17 protein-coding genes are annotated in these 18,627 nt (G+C 62.4%); 8 read left to right on the top strand and 9 right to left on the bottom strand.

Annotation, left to right across the window (positions count from 1 at the left end):
* Positions 1-38 precede the first annotated feature (38 nt).
* The 3 genes from NCS28_RS12835 (at position 39) to NCS28_RS12825 (ending at position 1,627) form a co-directional block, all read left to right on the top strand.
* Complete coding sequence (locus tag NCS28_RS12835; protein ID WP_250514158.1) at positions 39-668, top strand: LysE family translocator; 630 nt, start codon at positions 39-41, stop codon at positions 666-668.
* Positions 669-822: 154 nt separating this feature from the next.
* The gene (locus NCS28_RS12830) at positions 823-1,254 is read left to right on the top strand and encodes a hypothetical protein (protein WP_250514157.1); all 432 of its coding nucleotides are present in this window, start codon (positions 823-825) and stop codon (positions 1,252-1,254) included.
* 7 nt (positions 1,255-1,261) lie between these two features.
* Positions 1,262-1,627, top strand: coding sequence for a response regulator (locus NCS28_RS12825; RefSeq protein ID WP_250514156.1), 366 nt, complete (start codon positions 1,262-1,264; stop codon positions 1,625-1,627).
* A 232-nt stretch (positions 1,628-1,859) separates the two neighbouring features.
* Here NCS28_RS12825 and argC read toward each other — a convergent pair whose 3' ends face one another.
* The 3 genes from argC to NCS28_RS12810 form a co-directional block, all read right to left on the bottom strand.
* Positions 1,860-2,813, bottom strand: a complete 954-nt coding sequence (argC, locus tag NCS28_RS12820; RefSeq protein ID WP_250514155.1) for an N-acetyl-gamma-glutamyl-phosphate reductase — start codon at positions 2,811-2,813, stop codon at positions 1,860-1,862.
* A 46-nt stretch (positions 2,814-2,859) separates the two neighbouring features.
* Positions 2,860-3,474 (bottom strand): flavodoxin family protein, encoded by a 615-nt coding sequence (locus tag NCS28_RS12815; protein ID WP_250514154.1) that lies wholly within the window; start codon positions 3,472-3,474, stop codon positions 2,860-2,862.
* 123 nt (positions 3,475-3,597) lie between these two features.
* Entirely contained in the window at positions 3,598-4,188 is a 591-nt protein-coding gene (locus NCS28_RS12810; RefSeq protein ID WP_250514153.1) for a YbhB/YbcL family Raf kinase inhibitor-like protein, read from the bottom strand.
* A 288-nt stretch (positions 4,189-4,476) separates the two neighbouring features.
* On the opposite strand from NCS28_RS12810, the gene NCS28_RS12805 reads away from it, so the two are divergent.
* On the top strand, positions 4,477-5,187 hold the full coding sequence (locus NCS28_RS12805) for a response regulator (RefSeq protein ID WP_250514152.1): 711 nt from the start codon (positions 4,477-4,479) through the stop codon (positions 5,185-5,187).
* An 80-nt stretch (positions 5,188-5,267) separates the two neighbouring features.
* On the opposite strand, the gene NCS28_RS12800 is transcribed toward NCS28_RS12805, so the two are convergent.
* Positions 5,268-5,954, bottom strand: coding sequence for an orotate phosphoribosyltransferase (locus tag NCS28_RS12800; protein WP_061120316.1), 687 nt, complete (start codon positions 5,952-5,954; stop codon positions 5,268-5,270).
* Positions 5,955-6,187: 233 nt separating this feature from the next.
* Between NCS28_RS12800 and NCS28_RS12795 the strand changes: the two genes are divergently transcribed.
* Positions 6,188-7,426: an MFS transporter gene (locus NCS28_RS12795; protein ID WP_250514151.1), complete on the top strand. Its 1,239-nt coding sequence runs from the start codon at positions 6,188-6,190 to the stop codon at positions 7,424-7,426.
* Between the two features lie 253 nt (positions 7,427-7,679).
* Positions 7,680-9,953 (top strand): NADP-dependent malic enzyme, encoded by a 2,274-nt coding sequence (locus NCS28_RS12790; RefSeq protein ID WP_250514150.1) that lies wholly within the window; start codon positions 7,680-7,682, stop codon positions 9,951-9,953.
* 110 nt (positions 9,954-10,063) lie between these two features.
* On the opposite strand, the gene NCS28_RS12785 is transcribed toward NCS28_RS12790, so the two are convergent.
* The gene (locus NCS28_RS12785; protein WP_250514149.1) at positions 10,064-13,648 is read right to left on the bottom strand and encodes an indolepyruvate ferredoxin oxidoreductase family protein; all 3,585 of its coding nucleotides are present in this window, start codon (positions 13,646-13,648) and stop codon (positions 10,064-10,066) included.
* A gap of 346 nt (positions 13,649-13,994) precedes the next feature.
* Between NCS28_RS12785 and NCS28_RS12780 the strand changes: the two genes are divergently transcribed.
* The gene (locus tag NCS28_RS12780) at positions 13,995-14,204 is read left to right on the top strand and encodes a hypothetical protein (protein WP_250514148.1); all 210 of its coding nucleotides are present in this window, start codon (positions 13,995-13,997) and stop codon (positions 14,202-14,204) included.
* A 107-nt stretch (positions 14,205-14,311) separates the two neighbouring features.
* On the opposite strand, the gene hppD is transcribed toward NCS28_RS12780, so the two are convergent.
* Positions 14,312-15,415, bottom strand: coding sequence for a 4-hydroxyphenylpyruvate dioxygenase (gene hppD / locus NCS28_RS12775; RefSeq protein WP_250514147.1), 1,104 nt, complete (start codon positions 15,413-15,415; stop codon positions 14,312-14,314).
* A 146-nt stretch (positions 15,416-15,561) separates the two neighbouring features.
* On the opposite strand from hppD, the gene NCS28_RS12770 reads away from it, so the two are divergent.
* Complete coding sequence (locus NCS28_RS12770; protein ID WP_250514146.1) at positions 15,562-16,065, top strand: Lrp/AsnC family transcriptional regulator; 504 nt, start codon at positions 15,562-15,564, stop codon at positions 16,063-16,065.
* Between the two features lie 73 nt (positions 16,066-16,138).
* On the opposite strand, the gene NCS28_RS12765 is transcribed toward NCS28_RS12770, so the two are convergent.
* The 3 genes from NCS28_RS12765 to NCS28_RS12755 all read right to left on the bottom strand — a co-directional run bounded on the left by NCS28_RS12765 (position 16,139) and on the right by NCS28_RS12755 (position 18,465).
* Positions 16,139-16,807, bottom strand: a complete 669-nt coding sequence (locus NCS28_RS12765) for a GNAT family N-acetyltransferase (protein WP_250514145.1) — start codon at positions 16,805-16,807, stop codon at positions 16,139-16,141.
* Between the two features lie 221 nt (positions 16,808-17,028).
* A complete protein-coding gene (locus NCS28_RS12760; RefSeq protein ID WP_250514144.1) occupies positions 17,029-17,631 on the bottom strand; it encodes a TetR/AcrR family transcriptional regulator in 603 nt (200 codons plus the stop codon).
* 33 nt (positions 17,632-17,664) lie between these two features.
* Positions 17,665-18,465, bottom strand: coding sequence for a DUF1835 domain-containing protein (locus NCS28_RS12755; protein ID WP_250514143.1), 801 nt, complete (start codon positions 18,463-18,465; stop codon positions 17,665-17,667).
* Positions 18,466-18,627 lie beyond the last annotated feature (162 nt).

The following is an 18,627-nucleotide window of genomic DNA, read 5'->3' as shown; positions in this document are numbered from 1 at the left end:
CATAATGCGAGTCCCGTTCTCCTCTTCGTCACGCCGCAATGAGCCTGCATCTCTGGTGGCTGTTCGTCGCCACTGTCTTCGTCGTTTCCGCGATTCCCGGTCCCAACATGTTGCTCGTCATGACGCACGGCGCGCGTCATGGCCTCAAACGATCGACGGCCACGATGACCGGCTGTCTCACGGCGCTCGTCATCATGCTGTCGGTATCGGCGGCGGGGCTTGGCGTGTTTCTCGAGGCGTGGCCGCGCCTCTTCGACACGCTGCGTCTGATCGGCGCGGCGTATCTCGTCTGGCTCGGCGTGAAGAGCTGGCGCGCGAAGGCGAGCGCCGTCGATGTCCGCGATGAAAGCGGCGCCGCGCATTCTTCCCGGCGCTTCACGCTCTTTCGCAATGGCTTTCTCGTCGCGAGCAGCAATCCGAAGGCGATTCTCTTCGCCGCGGCGCTGCTGCCGCAGTTCATCGACGCCAACCTGCCGGTCTTGCCGCAATTCGCGGTGCTCGTATCGACGTTCGCCGTCATCGAAGTGAGCTGGTACGCCGTGTATGCGGGTCTGGGCGCGCGCATCGGCGAAAAGCTGAAAAGCGCGAGCGTCGCGCGCGCGTTCAACCGGCTGACGGGCGGCGTGTTCGTCGGCTTCGGAGCGATGATGGCGCTCGTTCGTCACTGATACGTCAAACGTCTGCATGAACGGGTGCGCGGCTTGCTTGCCCTTGCAGTGCTTCATTCGCTTTCGAACATACATGCGCGGCCGGCCGGCGCATAGTCGCGCTCGACCCGGTTCGCGGCGAACGAAGAAGAACAGCTATAAAGGAGGCGCCCTCATGCATCCGACTGGCCGACGCGCCGCGTTTTTGTCGATATGTTTCGGCGTACTGGCGACGACCTCCGCGCACGCCGACGACACACCCAGCCCCTGCGATGCGCTCAAACGCATCGTGGCTGCCGCGCCGAATTTCTCGTCGCTTTCCGCAACCGATGGCCGCGCCGTCGCGCTGCCCTATGGCGACGACGCGAAGTGCGCGGCATCGCAGGCGAACTATCGATGCACGTGGACGCCGCACGGCGGCTCCAACGCCGATGCGCTGCAGGGCGTCGCAGCGGATATCGCATCGTGCCTGCCCGACGCGACACACGACCAGAACTCGCCCGCGCGCCAGCATTTCCATGTAGGCGCACGCGGCGCGCGCACCGAGATAACGGCGGCGCAGGCGGGGTCGAACCAGATGAAACTCGAAATCAACGCTTCCCGCTGAGGCCATCGTGACCAAGCGCATCCTGATAGCCGATGATGACGACGATGCGCTTTCCGGCCTCGCCAACCTGCTGACCGGCATGGGCCACGAGGTGGCGCTCGCGGCGAACGGCTCGCAAGCCGTCGACGTTGCACTGCAGTTCGATCCCGAAGTCGTGATTCTCGATCTCGGCATGCCGCTCGTCGACGGTCTCGCGGCAGCGCGGGCATTGCGCAAATTGCCGAATGGCCAGGCGCGGATGCTCGTTGCGCTGACGGGCTGGGGACAGCCTCAGCATCGGGAAATGACGCTCGACGCCGGTTTCGACGTGCATCTCGTCAAGCCGATCTCGGCGGATCAGCTCCAGTTCATTCTGTCGATGATGCAGCCCTGAGTTGCATCGACAACGTGCGTGTGCCGGGCGCAACAGCCGATGTTGCGACGCACCAATGTTCCTGATATATTTACTCCTGTCTCCTCCATGTCTCCACTGATATGGATTCAGCCCGCCAGCTTTGGCGGGCTTTTTTTCGTCCCTGCTTTTTGATGTTGCGCTGCACCGACGGACGCAAAAAAGGCCGACCCGCGTCGTGCGAATCGGCCTTTCGGTTTCCTGCGAAGCGCGATCAGCGGGCGAGGCCCGTCTCCTCATCAGCGCCGATCGCCAGATTCATGCACTGGATCGCCGCACCCGACGCGCCCTTGCCCAGATTGTCCAGACGCGCGACCGTCACGAAGCGCTCGTCGTTGCCGAACACGAAAATATCGACACGATTGGTGTCGTTGCAGGCTTGGACGTCGAAGAAGCCGGCGTCGAGGTTGCTTTCGGCGTCGAACGGCATCACGCGCACGAACGGCTCGTTGTTGTAGTACTCGGCCAGCATGTTGCGCACGTCCTGCGGCTTCGCCCGCCGTGAGAGCTGGTCCGGCGAGAAGTACGTCGTCACCGCGAGACCTTTCAGAAACGCGCCGACGATCGGCGTAAACACCGGCGCGCGCGCGAGGCCCGTGCGCACCGACATTTCCGGCAGATGCTTGTGTGTCAGACCCAGCGCGTACGGGCGCGGGCTCATGAGCTTCTCGTTGCCGCCCGCTTCGTACTCGGCGATCATTTTCTTGCCGCCGCCGCTGTAGCCGGTGATCGAATAGGCGTGCGCGTCGAAATGGGCGGGAACGAGGCCGCCTGCGACGAGCGGCTGCACCGACAGCACGAACGCCGACGCGTGGCAGCCCGGCACCGCGATGCGCTTCGACGTGCGCAGACGCTCACGCTGCGAGCGCGCGAGCTCGGGCAGGCCGTACGCCCAGTCGTCCTGCGTGCGGAACGCCGTGCTGGCGTCGATCATCACGGTGCGCGTGTTGTCGCGGTCGACGAGCGAAACCGATTCGCGCGACGCGACATCCGGCAGGCACAGGAACGTCACGTCCGACGCGTTGATGAGCCGGCGGCGCTCCTCGATGTCCTTGCGCTTCGCTTCCTCGATACGCAACACTTCGATGTCACGGCGCTGCGACAGATATTCGAAAATCTTCAGGCCGGTGGTGCCTTCCTGTCCGTCGACAAATACTTTCGTGGTCATCTCGATCTCGCTGGTTCGTGCGGGCGCTCGCCGCAAAACCGTCATTCTAGTGCGATTCCGGGGCGGGCTGATGTCCGCCGTTTTCGTCGCCCGTCCGGCTGCCGATCCAGCGCGTTGTCACTTCCGCGATGCGCGCGCCGAAGACCTTCGCCGTTTCCAGATCGCCGGGCGGCGGCGCTTCGTCCGGCGAGGCGTCCGCGGGCGACTGCGTCAGCAATCCCGTGAAACCGCCGACGAAGTTCAGATCGTTGCGCGTGGCCGCCTTCGTGTTCGACGGCATCATGCCCGTGCCGGCCCAGATCATGCCGTGCTGCATCGCCAGCGTGACGAGATAGGAGATGGTCAGGAATTTGTCGCCGTTCATATGCGCCGAATTGGTGAATCCGGCCGCGATCTTGTCCTTCCATTTCTGCGCGAACCAAGGCTTCGAACTCGCGTCCGCGAACTTCTTGAAGTCGGCGGACGGGCCGCCCATGTAGGTTGGCGCGCCGAAGACGATGGCGTCGGCGGCGTCGAGTTCGGCCCAGGCGCCGTCGTCGAGTTCGCCGACGGCGATCAGCTTCACGTTCGCGCCGGCGTCGGCGGCGCCGCCGAGCACCGCTTCCGCGACTTTCTTCGTGTGGCCGTAGCCGCTGTGATAAACGATGATGATGTTCGGCATGGTTTCCCCGAGTCGTTCTCTGCGCGCGGCTTGCGCGGACGCGTGCCGTGCGGACGGTCCGGGCCAGTCTAGCAAAGACAATTTTCCACCGAGCGGCGTGAGCGCACGGTTTTCGACTTCAGGTTAACGGCCGTATGTGAAGGTGAGCTGTGCGCTGGCGATCGCCATCGTGCGGATTTCGTGCTCGAACATGAGAGCGGGCGTGCCTTGGCGCAGGCGCAGATCGGCGCTGTCGAGCGCGTAGACGGTCACGATATAGCGATGCGGCTTGCCGGGCGGCGGGCACGGGCCGCCATAGCCGTCCGTGTCCCAGTCGTTGCGCGCCTCGATGGCCCCCAGCTTTCGCAGCGCGCCCGACGCGCTCGCGTTGTTCGGCAGGCGATCCGTGCCGGCCGGAATGCCCGCGACGGCCCAGTGCCACCAGCCGCGGCCGGGCGCGTCGGGATCGAAGATCGTCACGGCGAAGCTGCGCGTGTTGGCGGGTGCGCCGCGCCAGGAGAGTTGCGGCGAGCGGTTGCCGCCCTTGCACTCCGATTGATCGAAAAGCAGATCGCGCCCGGTAGTCTTGCCCGGCGCGAGGTCGCCGCTCGACACGGAGAACGCGGGGTCGGCGGCGGCCTCGTGCGGATTCGCGAAAACCGCCGCCGCGAAGGCGATGAGAAGTGCTGATGCGACATGGCCAGTCGAACTCACGCGTCGGCCGGTGAGGCGCATGGGCTGAACTCCTGTCAGTATCGTCGCGCGTTATAGCAGCGTTTCGCTGGCTGCAACGATGTTTTTTGTCTCAGTGATGCGCTTCTGCCAACTTGCAGTTTAACATTGCAACAAAGCTTAAAAGCCTTAAATCCTTGGGACTTAGCCGATAGCGCGTATTCGCCCGCCGGTTCGGACCTAGTGCGCAGCGCCTTGACTGCGATGACCTCTGACTCTTTAGAACGAGAAATGACTAATTCGACGCAGATTCGCGCGGCAACTAAATCGACCAAAATACAGGAGAATTAAATGAGCCAGCGAATAAAGGTCATCATCGCAGACGATCACCCTGTCATTCTGTTTGGCGCGACACAGGCGCTCAACAAGTTTCCGGAGGTGGACGTCATCGGTCAGGCGCGCCAGTCCACCGAACTCATCCAGTTGCTTCAGAAGGGACCATGCGATGTCCTCGTCACCGATCTCGCCATGCCCGGCGGCTCGTACGGCGACGGCATGCCGTTGCTCGGTTATATCGGCCGGCAGTTCCCGCGAGTGAAGCTCGTCGTGCTGACCATGCTCGAAAATCCGGCCTTGCTCAAACGTTTGCGCGAAGTGGGCGTGATGTCGATCATCAACAAGGCCGACGACATGAACCACATCGGCTGGGCGATCCAGCACGTCATACGCGGGCAGGAGTATCTCGGCCCGTCCGTGAAAGCGGCGCTCGACAGCATGGGACTTGGCACGAGCGGACAGCAGCGCAGCGGGATCCTGTCCAAACGCGAGCTCGAAGTGGTACGTCTGTTTGTCTCAGGCATGACGATTACGGAAATCGCGGGGCAATTGCGGCGCAGTATCAAAACGATCAGTACGCAGAAGAACACCGCAATGCGAAAACTCGGCATCGAGCGCGATTCCGAATTGTTTCAGTACGCGCAAAGCAATGGCTTAATGAATCTCTCGGCATATTCCGGCGACGGTTCGCTCGACGATTCGCTGCCCAATCCGAATTCGCTGTAGGCAATTCCCTTGCCAAATTAAAAAAGCCGCTGATTTCAGTCAGCGGCTTTTCTTTTTTTATTGCTTCTGGACGTAAATGTTTATTGCGGGGCAGCGGTTGCACCGCCGTGCGCAGCCGACCATTCCGCGGGCGCGTGCAGGAATTTCTCAACTTCATCGAGCGTCTTCGATTCGAAGTAGCCTTGCTCCTTCGCGACGCGCAGCACGTCCCACCACGTGGCGAGCGCGTGCAGATCGACGTCGATGTCTTTCAGCACCGACACGCTTTCCTTGAAGATGTTGTAATGAAAGAGCACGAAGCAGTGGTTCACCGTGGCGCCCGCGGTACGCAGCGCGTTGATGAAGTTGATCTTGCTGCGGCTGTCCGTGGTCAGGTCTTCGACTAGCAGCACGCGCTGGCCTTCGGTCAGCAAACCTTCGATCTGCGCGTTGCGGCCGAAACCCTTCGGCTTCTTGCGGACGTATTGCATCGGCACCATCAGGCGGTCGGCGATCCAGGCGGCGAACGGGATGCCCGCGGTTTCGCCGCCGGCGACGGCGTCGATCTGCTCGTAGCCGACATCGCGCAGAATCGTCGCTTCGGCCATCTCCATCAGGCCGCGGCGCACGCGCGGATACGAGATCAGCTTGCGGCAATCGATATACACCGGGCTCGCCCAGCCGGACGTGAAGATGTACGGTTTTTCCGCGTTGAAGTGCACCGCCTGCACTTCGAGCAGCATCTTGGCGGTGGTGTCGGAGATCGTCTGGCGATCGAAGCCTGTCATGGGCGAATCCTTGGACTTGTGTGGCGCTTGAAGAAGCGGGAGGTGGCCGCGAGGGCCTTGGCGCATGATTCGATGCAGAACGCGCCGTTTTGAACGGCGTTTTCGCATTCACTGCGCGCGTAGCCGGCCATTTTACCCGAGCAGACGAATGCGGGCGAGCGGGCTTTTTCGATCGATTGAACGGTTCGCGCGCTCGCGCGTACACTCGCGGCACTTTTCCGCCGGACACGCCGATGACGCCCGCTTCCTCCTCCACGTCTTCCGAACCGCTTTCCCGCCACGCACTGCAGGCGCTCGTCGCGTCCATGCTCGGCTACGCGATGGACGGCTTCGATTTGCTGATCCTCGGCTTCATGCTGCCCGCGATCGCCGCCGACCTGCATCTCACACCCGCGCAATCCGGTGCGCTCGTCACGTGGACGCTCGCCGGGGCCGTCGCGGGCGGCGTCGTGTTTGGCATGCTGTCCGATTACTTCGGCCGCGTGCGCATGCTGACCTGGACGATCCTGGTGTTCGCCGTCTTCACCGGCTTGTGCGCGCTCGCGCGGGGCTACGGCGACTTGCTGATTTATCGCACCATCGCGGGGATCGGGCTGGGCGGCGAATTCGGGATCGGCATGGCGCTTGTCGCCGAGGCGTGGCCCGCGCGGCTGCGGGCGCGGGTGTCTTCGTATGTGGGGATCGGCTGGCAAATGGGCGTGCTCGCCGCCGCGCTTATCACGCCGATGCTCCTGCCCGTGATCGGCTGGCGCGGCATGTTCGCGGTCGGGCTGCTGCCGGCGCTCGTGTCGTTCTTCGTGCGGCGGCACGTGGAAGAGCCCGCGTTGTTCATCGAACGCCGCGCGGCCGCAAAAACCGCCGCCGTCCGCAACCTGCCGCTCAAGCGTCTTTTCGACGACACCCGCACCGCGCGCGCCAGCATCGGCGTGATCATCCTGTGTTCGGTGCAGAACTTCGGCTATTACGGGTTGATGATCTGGCTGCCGAGCTATCTGTCGAAGACATTCGGCTACTCGCTCACCAAATCCGGCCTCTGGACCGCGGCCACCGTGCTCGGCATGGCGCTCGGCATCTGGCTGTTCGGTCTCGCGGCGGACCGTTTCGGGCGCAAACCGGCGTTTCTCGTCTACCAGTTCGGCGCGGTCGCGATGGTGTTCGTCTATTCCAATCTGACGGGCCCGGCGGCGTTGCTGATCGGCGGCGCGGTGATGGGCGTGTTCGTGAACGGCATGCTCGGCGGTTACGGCGCGCTGATCTCCGAGATCTATCCGACGGAAGCGCGCGCGACCGCGCAAAACGTGCTGTTCAATATAGGACGCGCGGTGGGCGGGCTCGGTCCCGTCGCGGTCGGCGCGCTGGCGGCGCGCTATTCGTTCGCGGTGGCGCTCGCGTTCCTCGCGTCGATCTATCTGCTCGATGTCGTCGCGACGCTCTTTCTCATCCCCGAAAAACGCGGCGCCGAACTCGAATGAGCGCATAGTCGTCGGACGAAATCGCGCTGAAACGTTGCATCGCGTCATTTCAGAGGCGCGGTGTACACTGAACGTCCCAAAAAACCAAAGGCTCCGTCCGCTCGTTCAACCCTGCGAGCGGCACGCCGCGTCTATCCGACGCGCCGAGCACATGAAACTTGGTCCATCGATTCACATTCCCGCATTCATTGCAGCACGGTCGGCGGCGGTGTGAACCCTGTTCAAATAATTCCCAAACGTCTCAGGTCAAATCATGGACGAACAACTGAAGCAAAGTGCCCTCGCGTATCACCAGAATCCCCGTCCCGGCAAGATTTCCGTTACTCCGACCAAGCCGCTTTCCAACCAGCTCGACCTGTCGCTCGCGTATTCGCCGGGCGTCGCGGCCGCGTGCATGGCGATCTACGACGAGCCGCTCGACGCACAGAAATACACTTCGCGTGCGAATCTCGTCGGCGTCGTGACGAACGGCACGGCCGTTCTGGGTCTCGGCAACATCGGCCCGCTCGCGGCCAAGCCGGTGATGGAAGGCAAGGGGTGTCTCTTCAAGAAGTTCGCGGGCATCGACGTGTTCGATATCGAGTTGGCGGAAACCGATCCGGACAAGCTCGTCGATGCGATCGCGATGCTCGAACCGACGCTCGGCGGCATCAATCTCGAGGACATCAAGGCGCCGGAATGCTTCTACATCGAGAAGAAGCTGCGCGAGCGCATGAAGATTCCCGTTTTCCATGACGATCAGCACGGCACGGCGATCATCGCATCGGCGGCGATTCTCAACGGCCTGAAAGTCGTCGGCAAGAAGCTCGACGAAGTGAAGCTCGTGTGCTCCGGCGCGGGCGCGGCGGCGATCGCGTGTCTGGACTTGCTCGTCCACCTCGGTTTGAAGAAGTCGAATACGATCGTGGTCGATTCGAAGGGCGTGATTTATGAAGGCCGCGGCAATCTGGATGCATCGAAGGAGCGCTATCAGGCGAGCACCGACGCGCGCACGCTCGGCGATGCGATGCACGGTTGCGACGTGTTCCTCGGTTGTTCGAGCGCGGGCGTGCTGAAAGCGGAAATGGTCGAGACGATGGCCGAGAAGCCGCTGATTCTCGCGCTGGCGAATCCCGAGCCGGAAATCCGTCCGGAAGAGGCGAAGCGGGTGCGTCCGGATTGCATCGTCGCGACGGGACGTTCGGATTATCCGAATCAGGTCAACAACGTGCTGTGTTTCCCGTTCATCTTCCGCGGCGCGCTCGACGTCGGCGCGACGACGATCACCGAGGAGATGAAGCTCGCCTGCGTGCGCGCGATCGCCGAACTCGCGGAAGAAACCGATCAGGGCGATGAAGTCGCGAAGGCCTACGAAGGCCATTCGCTGGAATTCGGCCCGGAGTATCTGATTCCGAAGCCGTTCGATCCGCGCCTGATCATCAAGATCGCGCCGGCCGTGGCGCAAGCCGCGATGGATTCGGGCGTCGCGACGCGTCCGATCAAGGACATGGACGCGTATCGCGAGACGCTCGGCGCCACGGTGTATCGCACGGGCATGGTCATGCGCCCGGTGTTCGCGGCGGCGAAGGCTGCGCCGGCGCGCATCGCGTTCGCGGAAGGCGAGGACGAGCGCGTGCTGCGCGCCGCGCAGTTCGTGCTGCTTGAGAAGATCGCGAAGCCGATCATCATCGGCCGGCCGGCTGTCGTCGAAATGCGTCTGCAGAAGATGGGCTCGAAGCTGAAGCCGGGCGTCGATTTCGAGATCGTGAATCCGGAAGACGATCCGCGCTATCAGAAGAGCTGGCAGGCGTATCACGAGATCGCCGCGCGTCAGGGCGTGACGCCCGAAAGCGCGAAGGCCGCGCTGCGCAAGTTCAACACGCTGATCGGCGCGATCCTGGTTCACACCGGCGACGCGGACGGGATGATCTGCGGTCTCATCGACACGTATCAGGATCACCTGAAGTTCATCGATCAGGTGCTCGGCAAGGCGGAAGGCGCGGACAACTTCGCGGCGATGAATCTGCTGATGCTGCAAGGGCGCAATCTGTTCATCAGCGATACGTACGTCAACGAAATGCCGACGCCCGAGCAACTCGCCGACATGACGATTCTGGCGGCGCGCGAGATCGAGCGATTCGGGATTCAGCCGAAGGTCGCGCTGGTGTCGAATTCGAACTTCGGCAGCGTGCAGACCGCGTCGAGCAAGCGCATGGCGGAGGCGCGCAAGCTGATCGCGGAGCGTGCGCCGGATCTCGAAATCGACGGTGAAATGCACGGCGATGCGGCGTTGTCGGAGACGGTGCGCAAGGCTGCTTTCCCGGGCACGACGCTGCACGGCGAGGCGAATCTGCTGATCATGCCGAACGTCGAAGCGGCGAACATCACGTACAACCTGCTCAAGATGGTGAGCGGCGAGGGCGTGACCGTCGGGCCGTTCCTGCTCGGCGCGGCGAAGCCGGTGCATATCCTGACGCCGGCGGCGACCGTGCGGCGCATCATCAATATGACGGCGGTGGCGAGCGCGAATGCGCGCGTAGCGAAGTAAGTTCGACGCTTCAATGAAGAACGGCGATCCGGGTGACCAGATCGCCGTTTTCTTTGGCCGACAAAAAGGCGATTCGCTTTCACGAACCGCCTTCGAACGTACTCGGCGAATCACGCCACCTGCCGCTTTTCCCCGCCTTCGTTATTCCGCCAACGCGCCAGCAACGCATTCCACTTGATCTTCGCGGCTTTCACGTTGTTTTCCTTGATGTGACCGTAGCCGCGCATCGAGTCGGGAAGATTCGCGAGTTCGACGGCAAGCTGCAGATTCTGCGCCGTCAGTCCGCCCATCAGCTCGCGCACCAAAGCCTCGTACTCGCCGATCAACGCCCTTTCCATCTTCCGCTCTTCCGTGCGCCCGAACGGATCGAGCGCCGTGCCGCGCAAGAACTTGAGTCGAGCGAGCACGCGCATCGCGGACATCATCCACGGACCGTACTGCTTCTTCACCAGATGCCCGTGCGCATCCTTCTTCGAAAAACTCGGCGGCGCGAGATGCATCTTGATCTTCCAGTCGCCCTCGAAGCTGCTCTTCACTTTTTCGAGGAACGCCGGATCGGCATAAAGGCGCGCGACTTCGTATTCGTCCTTGTACGCCATCAGCTTGTGCAGATTCTTCGCGACGGCCTCGGTCAGCGGATATTGCCCGTCGCCCGAACCGAGCCCGGCTTCCTTCGCCCGCACTTCGGCAACCAGCCGTCCGTAACGCGCGGCGTAGGCCGTGTTCTGATACTTCGCGAGATAGTCGAGACGCTTGTCGATGAGCGCGTCGAGCGCCTTCGGCGTATGCAGCGCGATCACCTTGCCAGGCGCTTCCTGAACGCCGTGCTGCGTATCCGCGAGACGGCGCACGGCTTCGGGATCGTGCGCTGCGCGACGGCCCCATTCGAACGCCGCGAGATTCTTCTCGACCTGAACCGCATTCAGCTCGATCGCGCGCATCAGCGACTCATGCCGCAGCGGTACCCAGCCCTTCTGCCACGCGAAGCCGAGCACGAACGGGTTCGTGTAGATCGCATCGCCCATCAGCGCGACGGCGAAGCGGTTCGCATCGACGAGCGCGACATGCTCGCCCGCCGCCGCGCGAATATCCGCCTCCGCGCTCGCGCCCGGAAAGCTCCAGTTCGGGTTCTTGATGAACTCGGCGGTCGGCGTCTGCGCGCTATTTACGACGACGCGCGTGTGATCGGGCTGCATCCGCGAGCCGCATTCGTTGCTCGCGGTGACGATCGCATCGCACCCGATGACGAGATCCGCCTCACCCATCGCGATACGCGTCGCGTGGATATCGGTCGGACGGTTGGCGATCTGCACATGGCTCATCACGGCGCCGCCCTTCTGCGCGAGGCCGGTAACGTCGAGCACGGTGACGCCTTTCTGCTCCAGATGCGCCGCCATGCCGAGCAGCGCTCCGATCGTCACGACGCCCGTCCCGCCGACACCCGTGACCAGCACGCCATACGGCCGCCCGATCTCCGGAAGCTCGGGCGTGGGCACGGACGGCATCGCATCGCTCGCAACGCTCGTTGCCTTCGGCTTCTTCAACTGACCGCCTTCCACCGTCACGAAGCTCGGGCAGAAGCCGTTCAGACACGAATAGTCCTTGTTGCACGTCGACTGATTGATCTGGCGCTTCGTGCCGTATTCGGTATCGAGCGGCTCGACCGACAGGCAGTTCGACTTCACCGAGCAATCGCCGCAGCCTTCGCACACCGCCTCGTTGATGACGACGCGCTTCGCCGGATCGGGGAACGCGCCGCGTTTGCGGCGCCGGCGCTTCTCGGTCGCGCAGGTCTGGTCGTAGATCAGGATCGACGTGCCCGCCACCTCGCGCAGTTGCCGCTGGATGTCGTCCAGCTTGTCGCGATGATGCACGTCGATGCCCGGCGCAAGCCCGAAGCTCGCCGTGTACTTCTCCGGCTCATCCGTGACGATGACGATTTTCGCCGCGCCTTCCGCCGCGAGCTGATGCGTGATCTGCGGCACGGTCAGCACGCCGTCGACGGGCTGGCCGCCGGTCATCGCGACGGCATCGTTATACAGAATCTTGTAGGTGATGTTCACCTTTGCCGCGATCGCCGCGCGTATCGCGAGCAGGCCCGAATGGAAATACGTGCCGTCGCCGAGATTCGCGAACACGTGCTTGTCGTTCGAGAACGGCGACTGGCCGACCCACGCGACGCCTTCGCCGCCCATCTGGCTGAAGGTGCTCGTGTTGCGGTCCATCCAGACCGTCATGTAGTGACAGCCGATGCCCGCCATCGCGCGCGAGCCGTCCGGCACGTTCGTCGACGTATTGTGCGGACAGCCCGAGCAGAACCACGGCTTGCGCTCCGCCTCGACGCGCGGACGCGCGAGCGACCTTTCCTTCGCGTCGATCACGGCAATGCGCGTCGCAATGCGCGCGCGCACATCGGCAGGCAAATCGAATTTTTCGAGGCGCGTGGCGATGGCCTTCGCGATGATCGCCGGCGACAGCTCGTAGTGGGCGGGCAGGAGCCAGTTGCCCATCGGCACGGACCATTCGCCGCCGGCGCCGTCTTTTTCGTCGAATTTGCCGTACACGCGCGGACGTTGCGCATCCGGCCAGTTATAGAGTTCTTCCTTAATCGCGTATTCGAGAATCTGCCGCTTTTCCTCGACGACCAGAATCTCCTCCAGCCCGCGCGCGAACTCGTGTGCGCCTTGCGCTTCGAGCGGCCACACGCAGCCGACCTTGTAGAGACGGATGCCGATTTGCGAGCACGTCGCGTCGTCGAGACCGAGATCGGTCAGCGCCTGACGGACATCGAGATAGGCTTTGCCGCCGGTCATGATGCCGAAGCGCGCATGCGGCGAATCGATTTCGACACGGTCCAGTTTGTTCGCGCGCACGTAGGCGAGCGCGGCGTACCACTTGTAGTCGAGCAGACGCGCTTCCTGCACGAGCGGCGGATCCGGCCAGCGGATGTTCAGGCCGCCATCGGGCATCGCGAAATCGGTCGGGAGCACGATCTTCGTGCGATGCGGATCGATATCCACCGAAGCCGACGACTCGACGACATCCGTCACGCATTTCATCGCGACCCACAGGCCGGAGTAGCGGGACATCGCCCAGCCGTGCAGACCGAAGTCGAGATATTCCTGCACGTTCGACGGAAACAGCACCGGCAGGCCGCACGCCTTGAAAATGTGCTCGGACTGATGCGCGAGCGTCGATGATTTCGCGGCGTGATCGTCGCCGGCGAGCACCAGAACGCCGCCGTGCTTCGCCGATCCGGCGGAATTGCCGTGCTTGAAGACATCGCCCGAACGGTCGACGCCCGGGCCCTTGCCGTACCACATCGAGAAGACGCCGTCGTATTTGGCGCTCGGGTACAGGTTCACTTGCTGCGAGCCCCACACGGCGGTGGCGGCGAGATCTTCGTTCACGCCCGGCTGAAAGACGACCTGGTGCCCGGCGAGATGCTTCTTCGCCTTCCAGAGCGACTGGTCGAGACCACCGAGGGGAGAACCGCGATAGCCGGAGATGAATCCGGCGGTGTTGAGGCCGGCGGCTTTGTCGCGTTCCTGCTGAAGCATTGGCAGGCGCACTAGAGCCTGGATGCCGCTCATATAGGCGCGGCCGCGTTCGAGCGTGTATTTGTCGTCTAGCGTGACGGACTTCAATGCGGCTTCTAGGGAAGCTCTTTGTTCTGCGTCTAGCGGGGCGTTCATTATGTGTCTTCCTCCACCCGAGGTTTGGGATCACCAAAGCATGTTTCGGGCCGCGGCGTCTTGTGGACGCGTAGGCCGGGACTACTAGTTTGCCGGTGCGGTGATCGTTCAGGCACTGGGACAAACCCGTTAAAAATTCCTCACTTACCTGCGCTTTGGGTTAATTCTTTGACGTTTTGACCGTCGCTGCGAGGGTTTTGTTACAGCGTGTAAATTCGACCGGTTCACGGAACCCTGCCGCTCATCTCTGTCTAAAATGGCGCTTCCGTAAATTCCCGTGCCGTCTTTTTGTGCACGTTTGGCTTCCGGAAGCAAGTCGTACACATGCAGTTAGAAGGAGATAACGATGAAACAACGCCACATCCAGAATTTCTTGATGGTATCGGCGGCCTTTTTCGCAATCAGCGCGCCGATGGGCGGCGCACGCGCGAATAATGCCGCGCCATTCGGGGCGTCGTCGGTTGCACAGGTCGCGCAAGCGCGCGTTCAGTCGGTTCAGGCCGGTGCGCAAAAGCGCCGTGAATCGGAAAGCAGCGACGACGAGACGGCGGGCTGACCCGCTCACCCTGGTCCGGAACGACTGGACGGACCGCCGGAATGAACAAAGGGACATGGACCTTCGCGGTCCATGTCCCTTTTTCATTGCCTGCGTTTGCAGCACGATCAGCCTGCGGTGGTGTCCTTCAGCACGCCGCGGCGCATCTGATCCAGTTCGATCGATTCGAACAGCGCCTTGAAGTTGCCCTCGCCGAAGCCCTGATTGCCCTTACGCTGGATGATCTCGAAAAAGATCGGCCCGATCTGATTCTCCGTGAAGATTTGCAGCAGGACTTCGTCCTTGGTGCCGTCGATCAGAATCTTGCGCTTCTTCAGTTCGGCGACCGATTCGACGTGACCCGGCACGCGGCGATCGACCAGTTCGTAATACGTGTCGATGGTGTCGAGCAGCGCGATGTTCGCGCCGCGCAGGCCGTCGACGGTGCTGTAGATGTCGCCCGTGCCGAGCGCGATGTGCTGAATGCCTTCGCCGCGATACGCGTCCAGGTATTCCTGAATCTGTCCCGCGTTCTCCGAGCCTTCCTCGTTGATCGGAATGCGGATCTTGCCGCACGGTGAGGTCATCGCCTTCGACTTCACCGCCGTGACCTTGCCTTCGATATCGAAATAGCGGACTTCGCGGAAGTTGAAGAGCCGCTCGTAGAACTCCGCCCACTCGACCATGCGGCCGCGGTGCACGTTGTGCGTCAGGTGATCGATATAGGTGAGTCCGTGGCCGACCGGGTTTTGCTCGGCGCCCGGAATCGGCTCGAAGTCGACGTCGTAGATGCTGATATCGCCGATGCTGCCCGGCTGCGCGCCGTTCTTGCCGCGCCACCGGTCGACGAAATAGATCAGCGAATCGCCGATGCCCTTGATCGCCGGAATGTTCAGCTCCATCGGGCCGGTCTTGTTGTCGAAGCCCCACGCGCCGAGGTCGAGCGCGCGCTTGTACGCTTTGGCGGCATCGGCGACGCGAAAGGCGATCGCGCAAATCGACGGACCGTGCAGGCGCGCGAAGCGTTGCGCGAACGAATCCGGCTCGGCGTTGACGATGAAGTTGATTTCGCCCTGGCGATAAAGCGTCACGTCCTTGTGACGATGCTTCGCAATCGCGGTGAACCCCATCTGCTCGAACAGCTTGCCGAGCGCGACCGGATCCGGCGCGGTGTACTCGATGAACTCGAAGCCGTCGGTGCCGACGGGGTTCTCCCAGGTCGTTGCGGTCATGCGTGTCTCCTGAATTAGATGCGGCGCGATGTGCGCGACGTGGAGACAGTTTAGTCAGGCGACGCTGGCAAAAACTTGCGAAACAAACCGGCGATTCCTAAGATTGCGCACGATGCTGCTAAATGACGGCGATGCGGAGCTACAAAATGGCTGAACTCGAACTGGACACGATAGATCGCCGAATTCTGGCGATCCTTCAGGAAAATGGACGATTGTCGAATCAGGAAATCGCGGAGCGCGTGAGTCTGTCACCGAGTCCGTGTCTGCGGCGCATTCGGCGGCTGGAGGACATCGGCGTGATTCGCGGTTATGTCGCCTTGCTCGACGCGAAGAAGCTCGGGCTCGGTCTGCTCGCTTACATCAACGTGCGGCTGGAAAAGCGCGGCGGCACGCAGGCGGCAGCGGGCACGCCGAAAGCGCCGACGCACGGTGATCTCTTTCGCGAAGCGGTGCGTTCATGGCCGGAAGTCGTCGCTTGCGACGCGATGACCGGCGAAATGGATTTTCTGCTGCGCGTGCAGGTGCGCGACATGGATGATTTCTCACGCTTCGTGCAGGATGAGTTGCTGCACCATCCGTCGGTGATCGATGTGCGGTCGAGTTTCTCGCTGGAACGCATCAAGGAAACGACGGTTCTGCCGCTGCGTTAACGACGAAGGGCGGTCAGTGCCGCCCTTGTTGGTCCCGCTCGCAACGCAATGCCCGCGCTGTTTTCGAAGTTGATTACGCGGCGTTCGCTGCTGCCGGAATGAATGCCTGGAAAACCTGCGACGCGCGCTGCGCCTGACGCTTCATCGCGTAGTCGAACACGGCGGCCTGCTCCTGCAGCATTTCGGTCACGATGCTGGTCTGATCGGCCGGCGCGAGCGAGAGGTAAGCATCCGCTTCGCCGTAAGCGTATTCGATCTTCATGCCCGATTTCTTCGCGATGTGCATCATGGTCGAGTTGCGCGACAGGCAGTGCATGTAAAGCACCGATACGTGCGTGTTGCGGCTGCGCATGGCGGCGCGTTCGAACAGCTTCGAGCCGACGCCACGGCCGCGCGCGCTTTCGAGCACTGACACGCCGAACTCCGCAGTGCGCTTATCGCCCTCGGCGGGCAGATACGCCAGATGGCCGACGCCGATCAGTTCGAGAGCGCCGCCGAACACGCCGAACACCTTGTCGTTCGAAAAATTTATGTTGCGCACATAGTTCTCGATGACGCGATCCGGCACGACCTGCCCGAAGCGCAGGAGACGGTCGTCTTCGTCGAGAGCGAAAAAGTGGGTGAGGAGACGTTCGCGGTCGGCAGCGGAAAGCTCGCGGACGAGAACCGGCGGACGCGCGTCTTTGAGCGGCTGATCGTGCGCGACGATCTGCTCGGCAGTGCGGTTGATGCTCGGTTCCATGGTCGGTTCTCCTTCATTCGTCGTGCAGCGTGCTGCAAAGCAGAATGAAGTGTAGCCGATTCCAGAGAGACGGATACGGGAAAACCCTTAAAAACGCCTAGACAGGGCGTTCTAAATATCTTCTGAAAACGAAACAAATATAGCAAAATCAGGACGTTGAGGGAGACTTCGTAGAAGCGACAATTCACCGACCGTGCAGTTTGTTGTACCGCAGCATCGGCCTAGTCGCCGTTGAGGCCGTTTTCGATCATATCGACGACCTGTTCCGCAAACTCACGATAGCCGAGCTTACCGCCCGGCTTGAGCCACGTGAACGTCCAGTTGATCATGCCGAACACCATCATGGTCAGCGCGGTCTGGTTGTCCGTGGTCGCGCGTTTCGGATAAGCCCGCGCGAGCTGACGCGCGAACGCAGCCACGATGTCCCGCTGACGATCGAGGACGATTTCGCGCTGCGCTTCTTCCAGATACTTCACATCGTTCAGAAGCGCGACGTGCCGGCTGTGCGACGTTTCGTACTCGGCGAGAAACGCGCGCACGAGATCGGCGAAAGCCTCGCGCTCGCCCAGTCCGCGCCGCTGGCTGGCGCCTTCCACTTCCGCGATGATCAGCATCAGCCGCTTGGTGTAACGGTCGAGCAGATCGAAGAGGATCGCCTCCTTGCTCACGTAATAGTGATAGAGCCGCGCCTTCGATGTGCCGCTCGCGGCGGCGAGATCGGCCATCGAAGTGCTGGGATAGCTCGTCTGGGCGAATTTCGCGGCGGCGAGTTCGAGGATCTGTTCGCGTTGCGTCTCGTGATCGGGCGCTTTGGTACGGGCCATGTAGTCGAAAAGTGCGTTCTTATAGCTATAGGTTCAGCGGCGCAGTTCGGCCTGACTGATTTCGGACGGCGTGCCGCGGATTTTAAGCCGCCCCGCCGTGACGAGTTCGCGGCAGCGCCAGAATGCGACGGAATCGGAAAGCATGAAATCGAAGCGCTGTCCCATCGCCGCGCCGGCGATCTGGCGCGCCGGCTTCCATTCAAGACCGGCGAGGTCGAGCAAGGCTTCGTCGACATCGATCCACGTTCCCGACACGAGCATGTTGTCGCGCAGGCGGCGCGTGTCGGCGTTGGCGTATTTCGCTTCCTGCCATTCGAGCGCGAGCCGGCTGATGCGAAGCACGGAAATCGGCGCGGCGGTCGGCAGCTTCGCGAGCAGTTGCTTCGGCGAAAACATGCCGACGGCGGTAGCACGGTCGGCCCGGCCGACGCGTTCGGGATCGCTGCCGTCGGTTGCGATCGTCAGATCGTCGTGAGTGAGCTTCGCTTCGTTCAGACGTTGCGGCGCATTGCGCAGATGATAGGCGACCCGTCGCAGCGTGAGCTGATCCGCAGCGCTCTGGCCGTGCCACACGACGACCTGTTCGTCGCCGCGCGCGAGGCGGCCGAAGAGCGCCTGCTGTTGTTCGAGTTCGCCTTCGAAGTCGACGGCGCTGTTCAAAACCTGTCGCCAGAACGTGGCGCGCGTGAGCGGCGATTCGTCGATGTCCCTGATCGGACCGACGGCGAGATCGTCGCGCAGCGCGATGACGCGCTCGTCGCGTTCGGCGCGCCGCAACGCTTCCGTGAGGGACTGGGCCGCGCAATCGCCATTCGTGACGTGAATCATGTTCATCGGTGTCGGGATGCCGGAAAGACGAAAGGACCGCTCGGGTGAGCGGTCCTAGTTTACGCGAATCGAATGACACCCGGCTGCGATCTAACGCTCGTCGAAACTCACGACCACCCGCTCACTCACCGGATGACATTGGCAAGTCAGCACGAAACCGTCGTCGAT

It is taken from the genome of Caballeronia sp. INDeC2 (assembly GCF_023631325.1).
Taxonomy (GTDB): domain Bacteria; phylum Pseudomonadota; class Gammaproteobacteria; order Burkholderiales; family Burkholderiaceae; genus Caballeronia.
The sequence above is the reverse complement of the archived record's forward strand: the minus strand, read 5'-3'. Positions and strand labels throughout refer to the sequence as shown.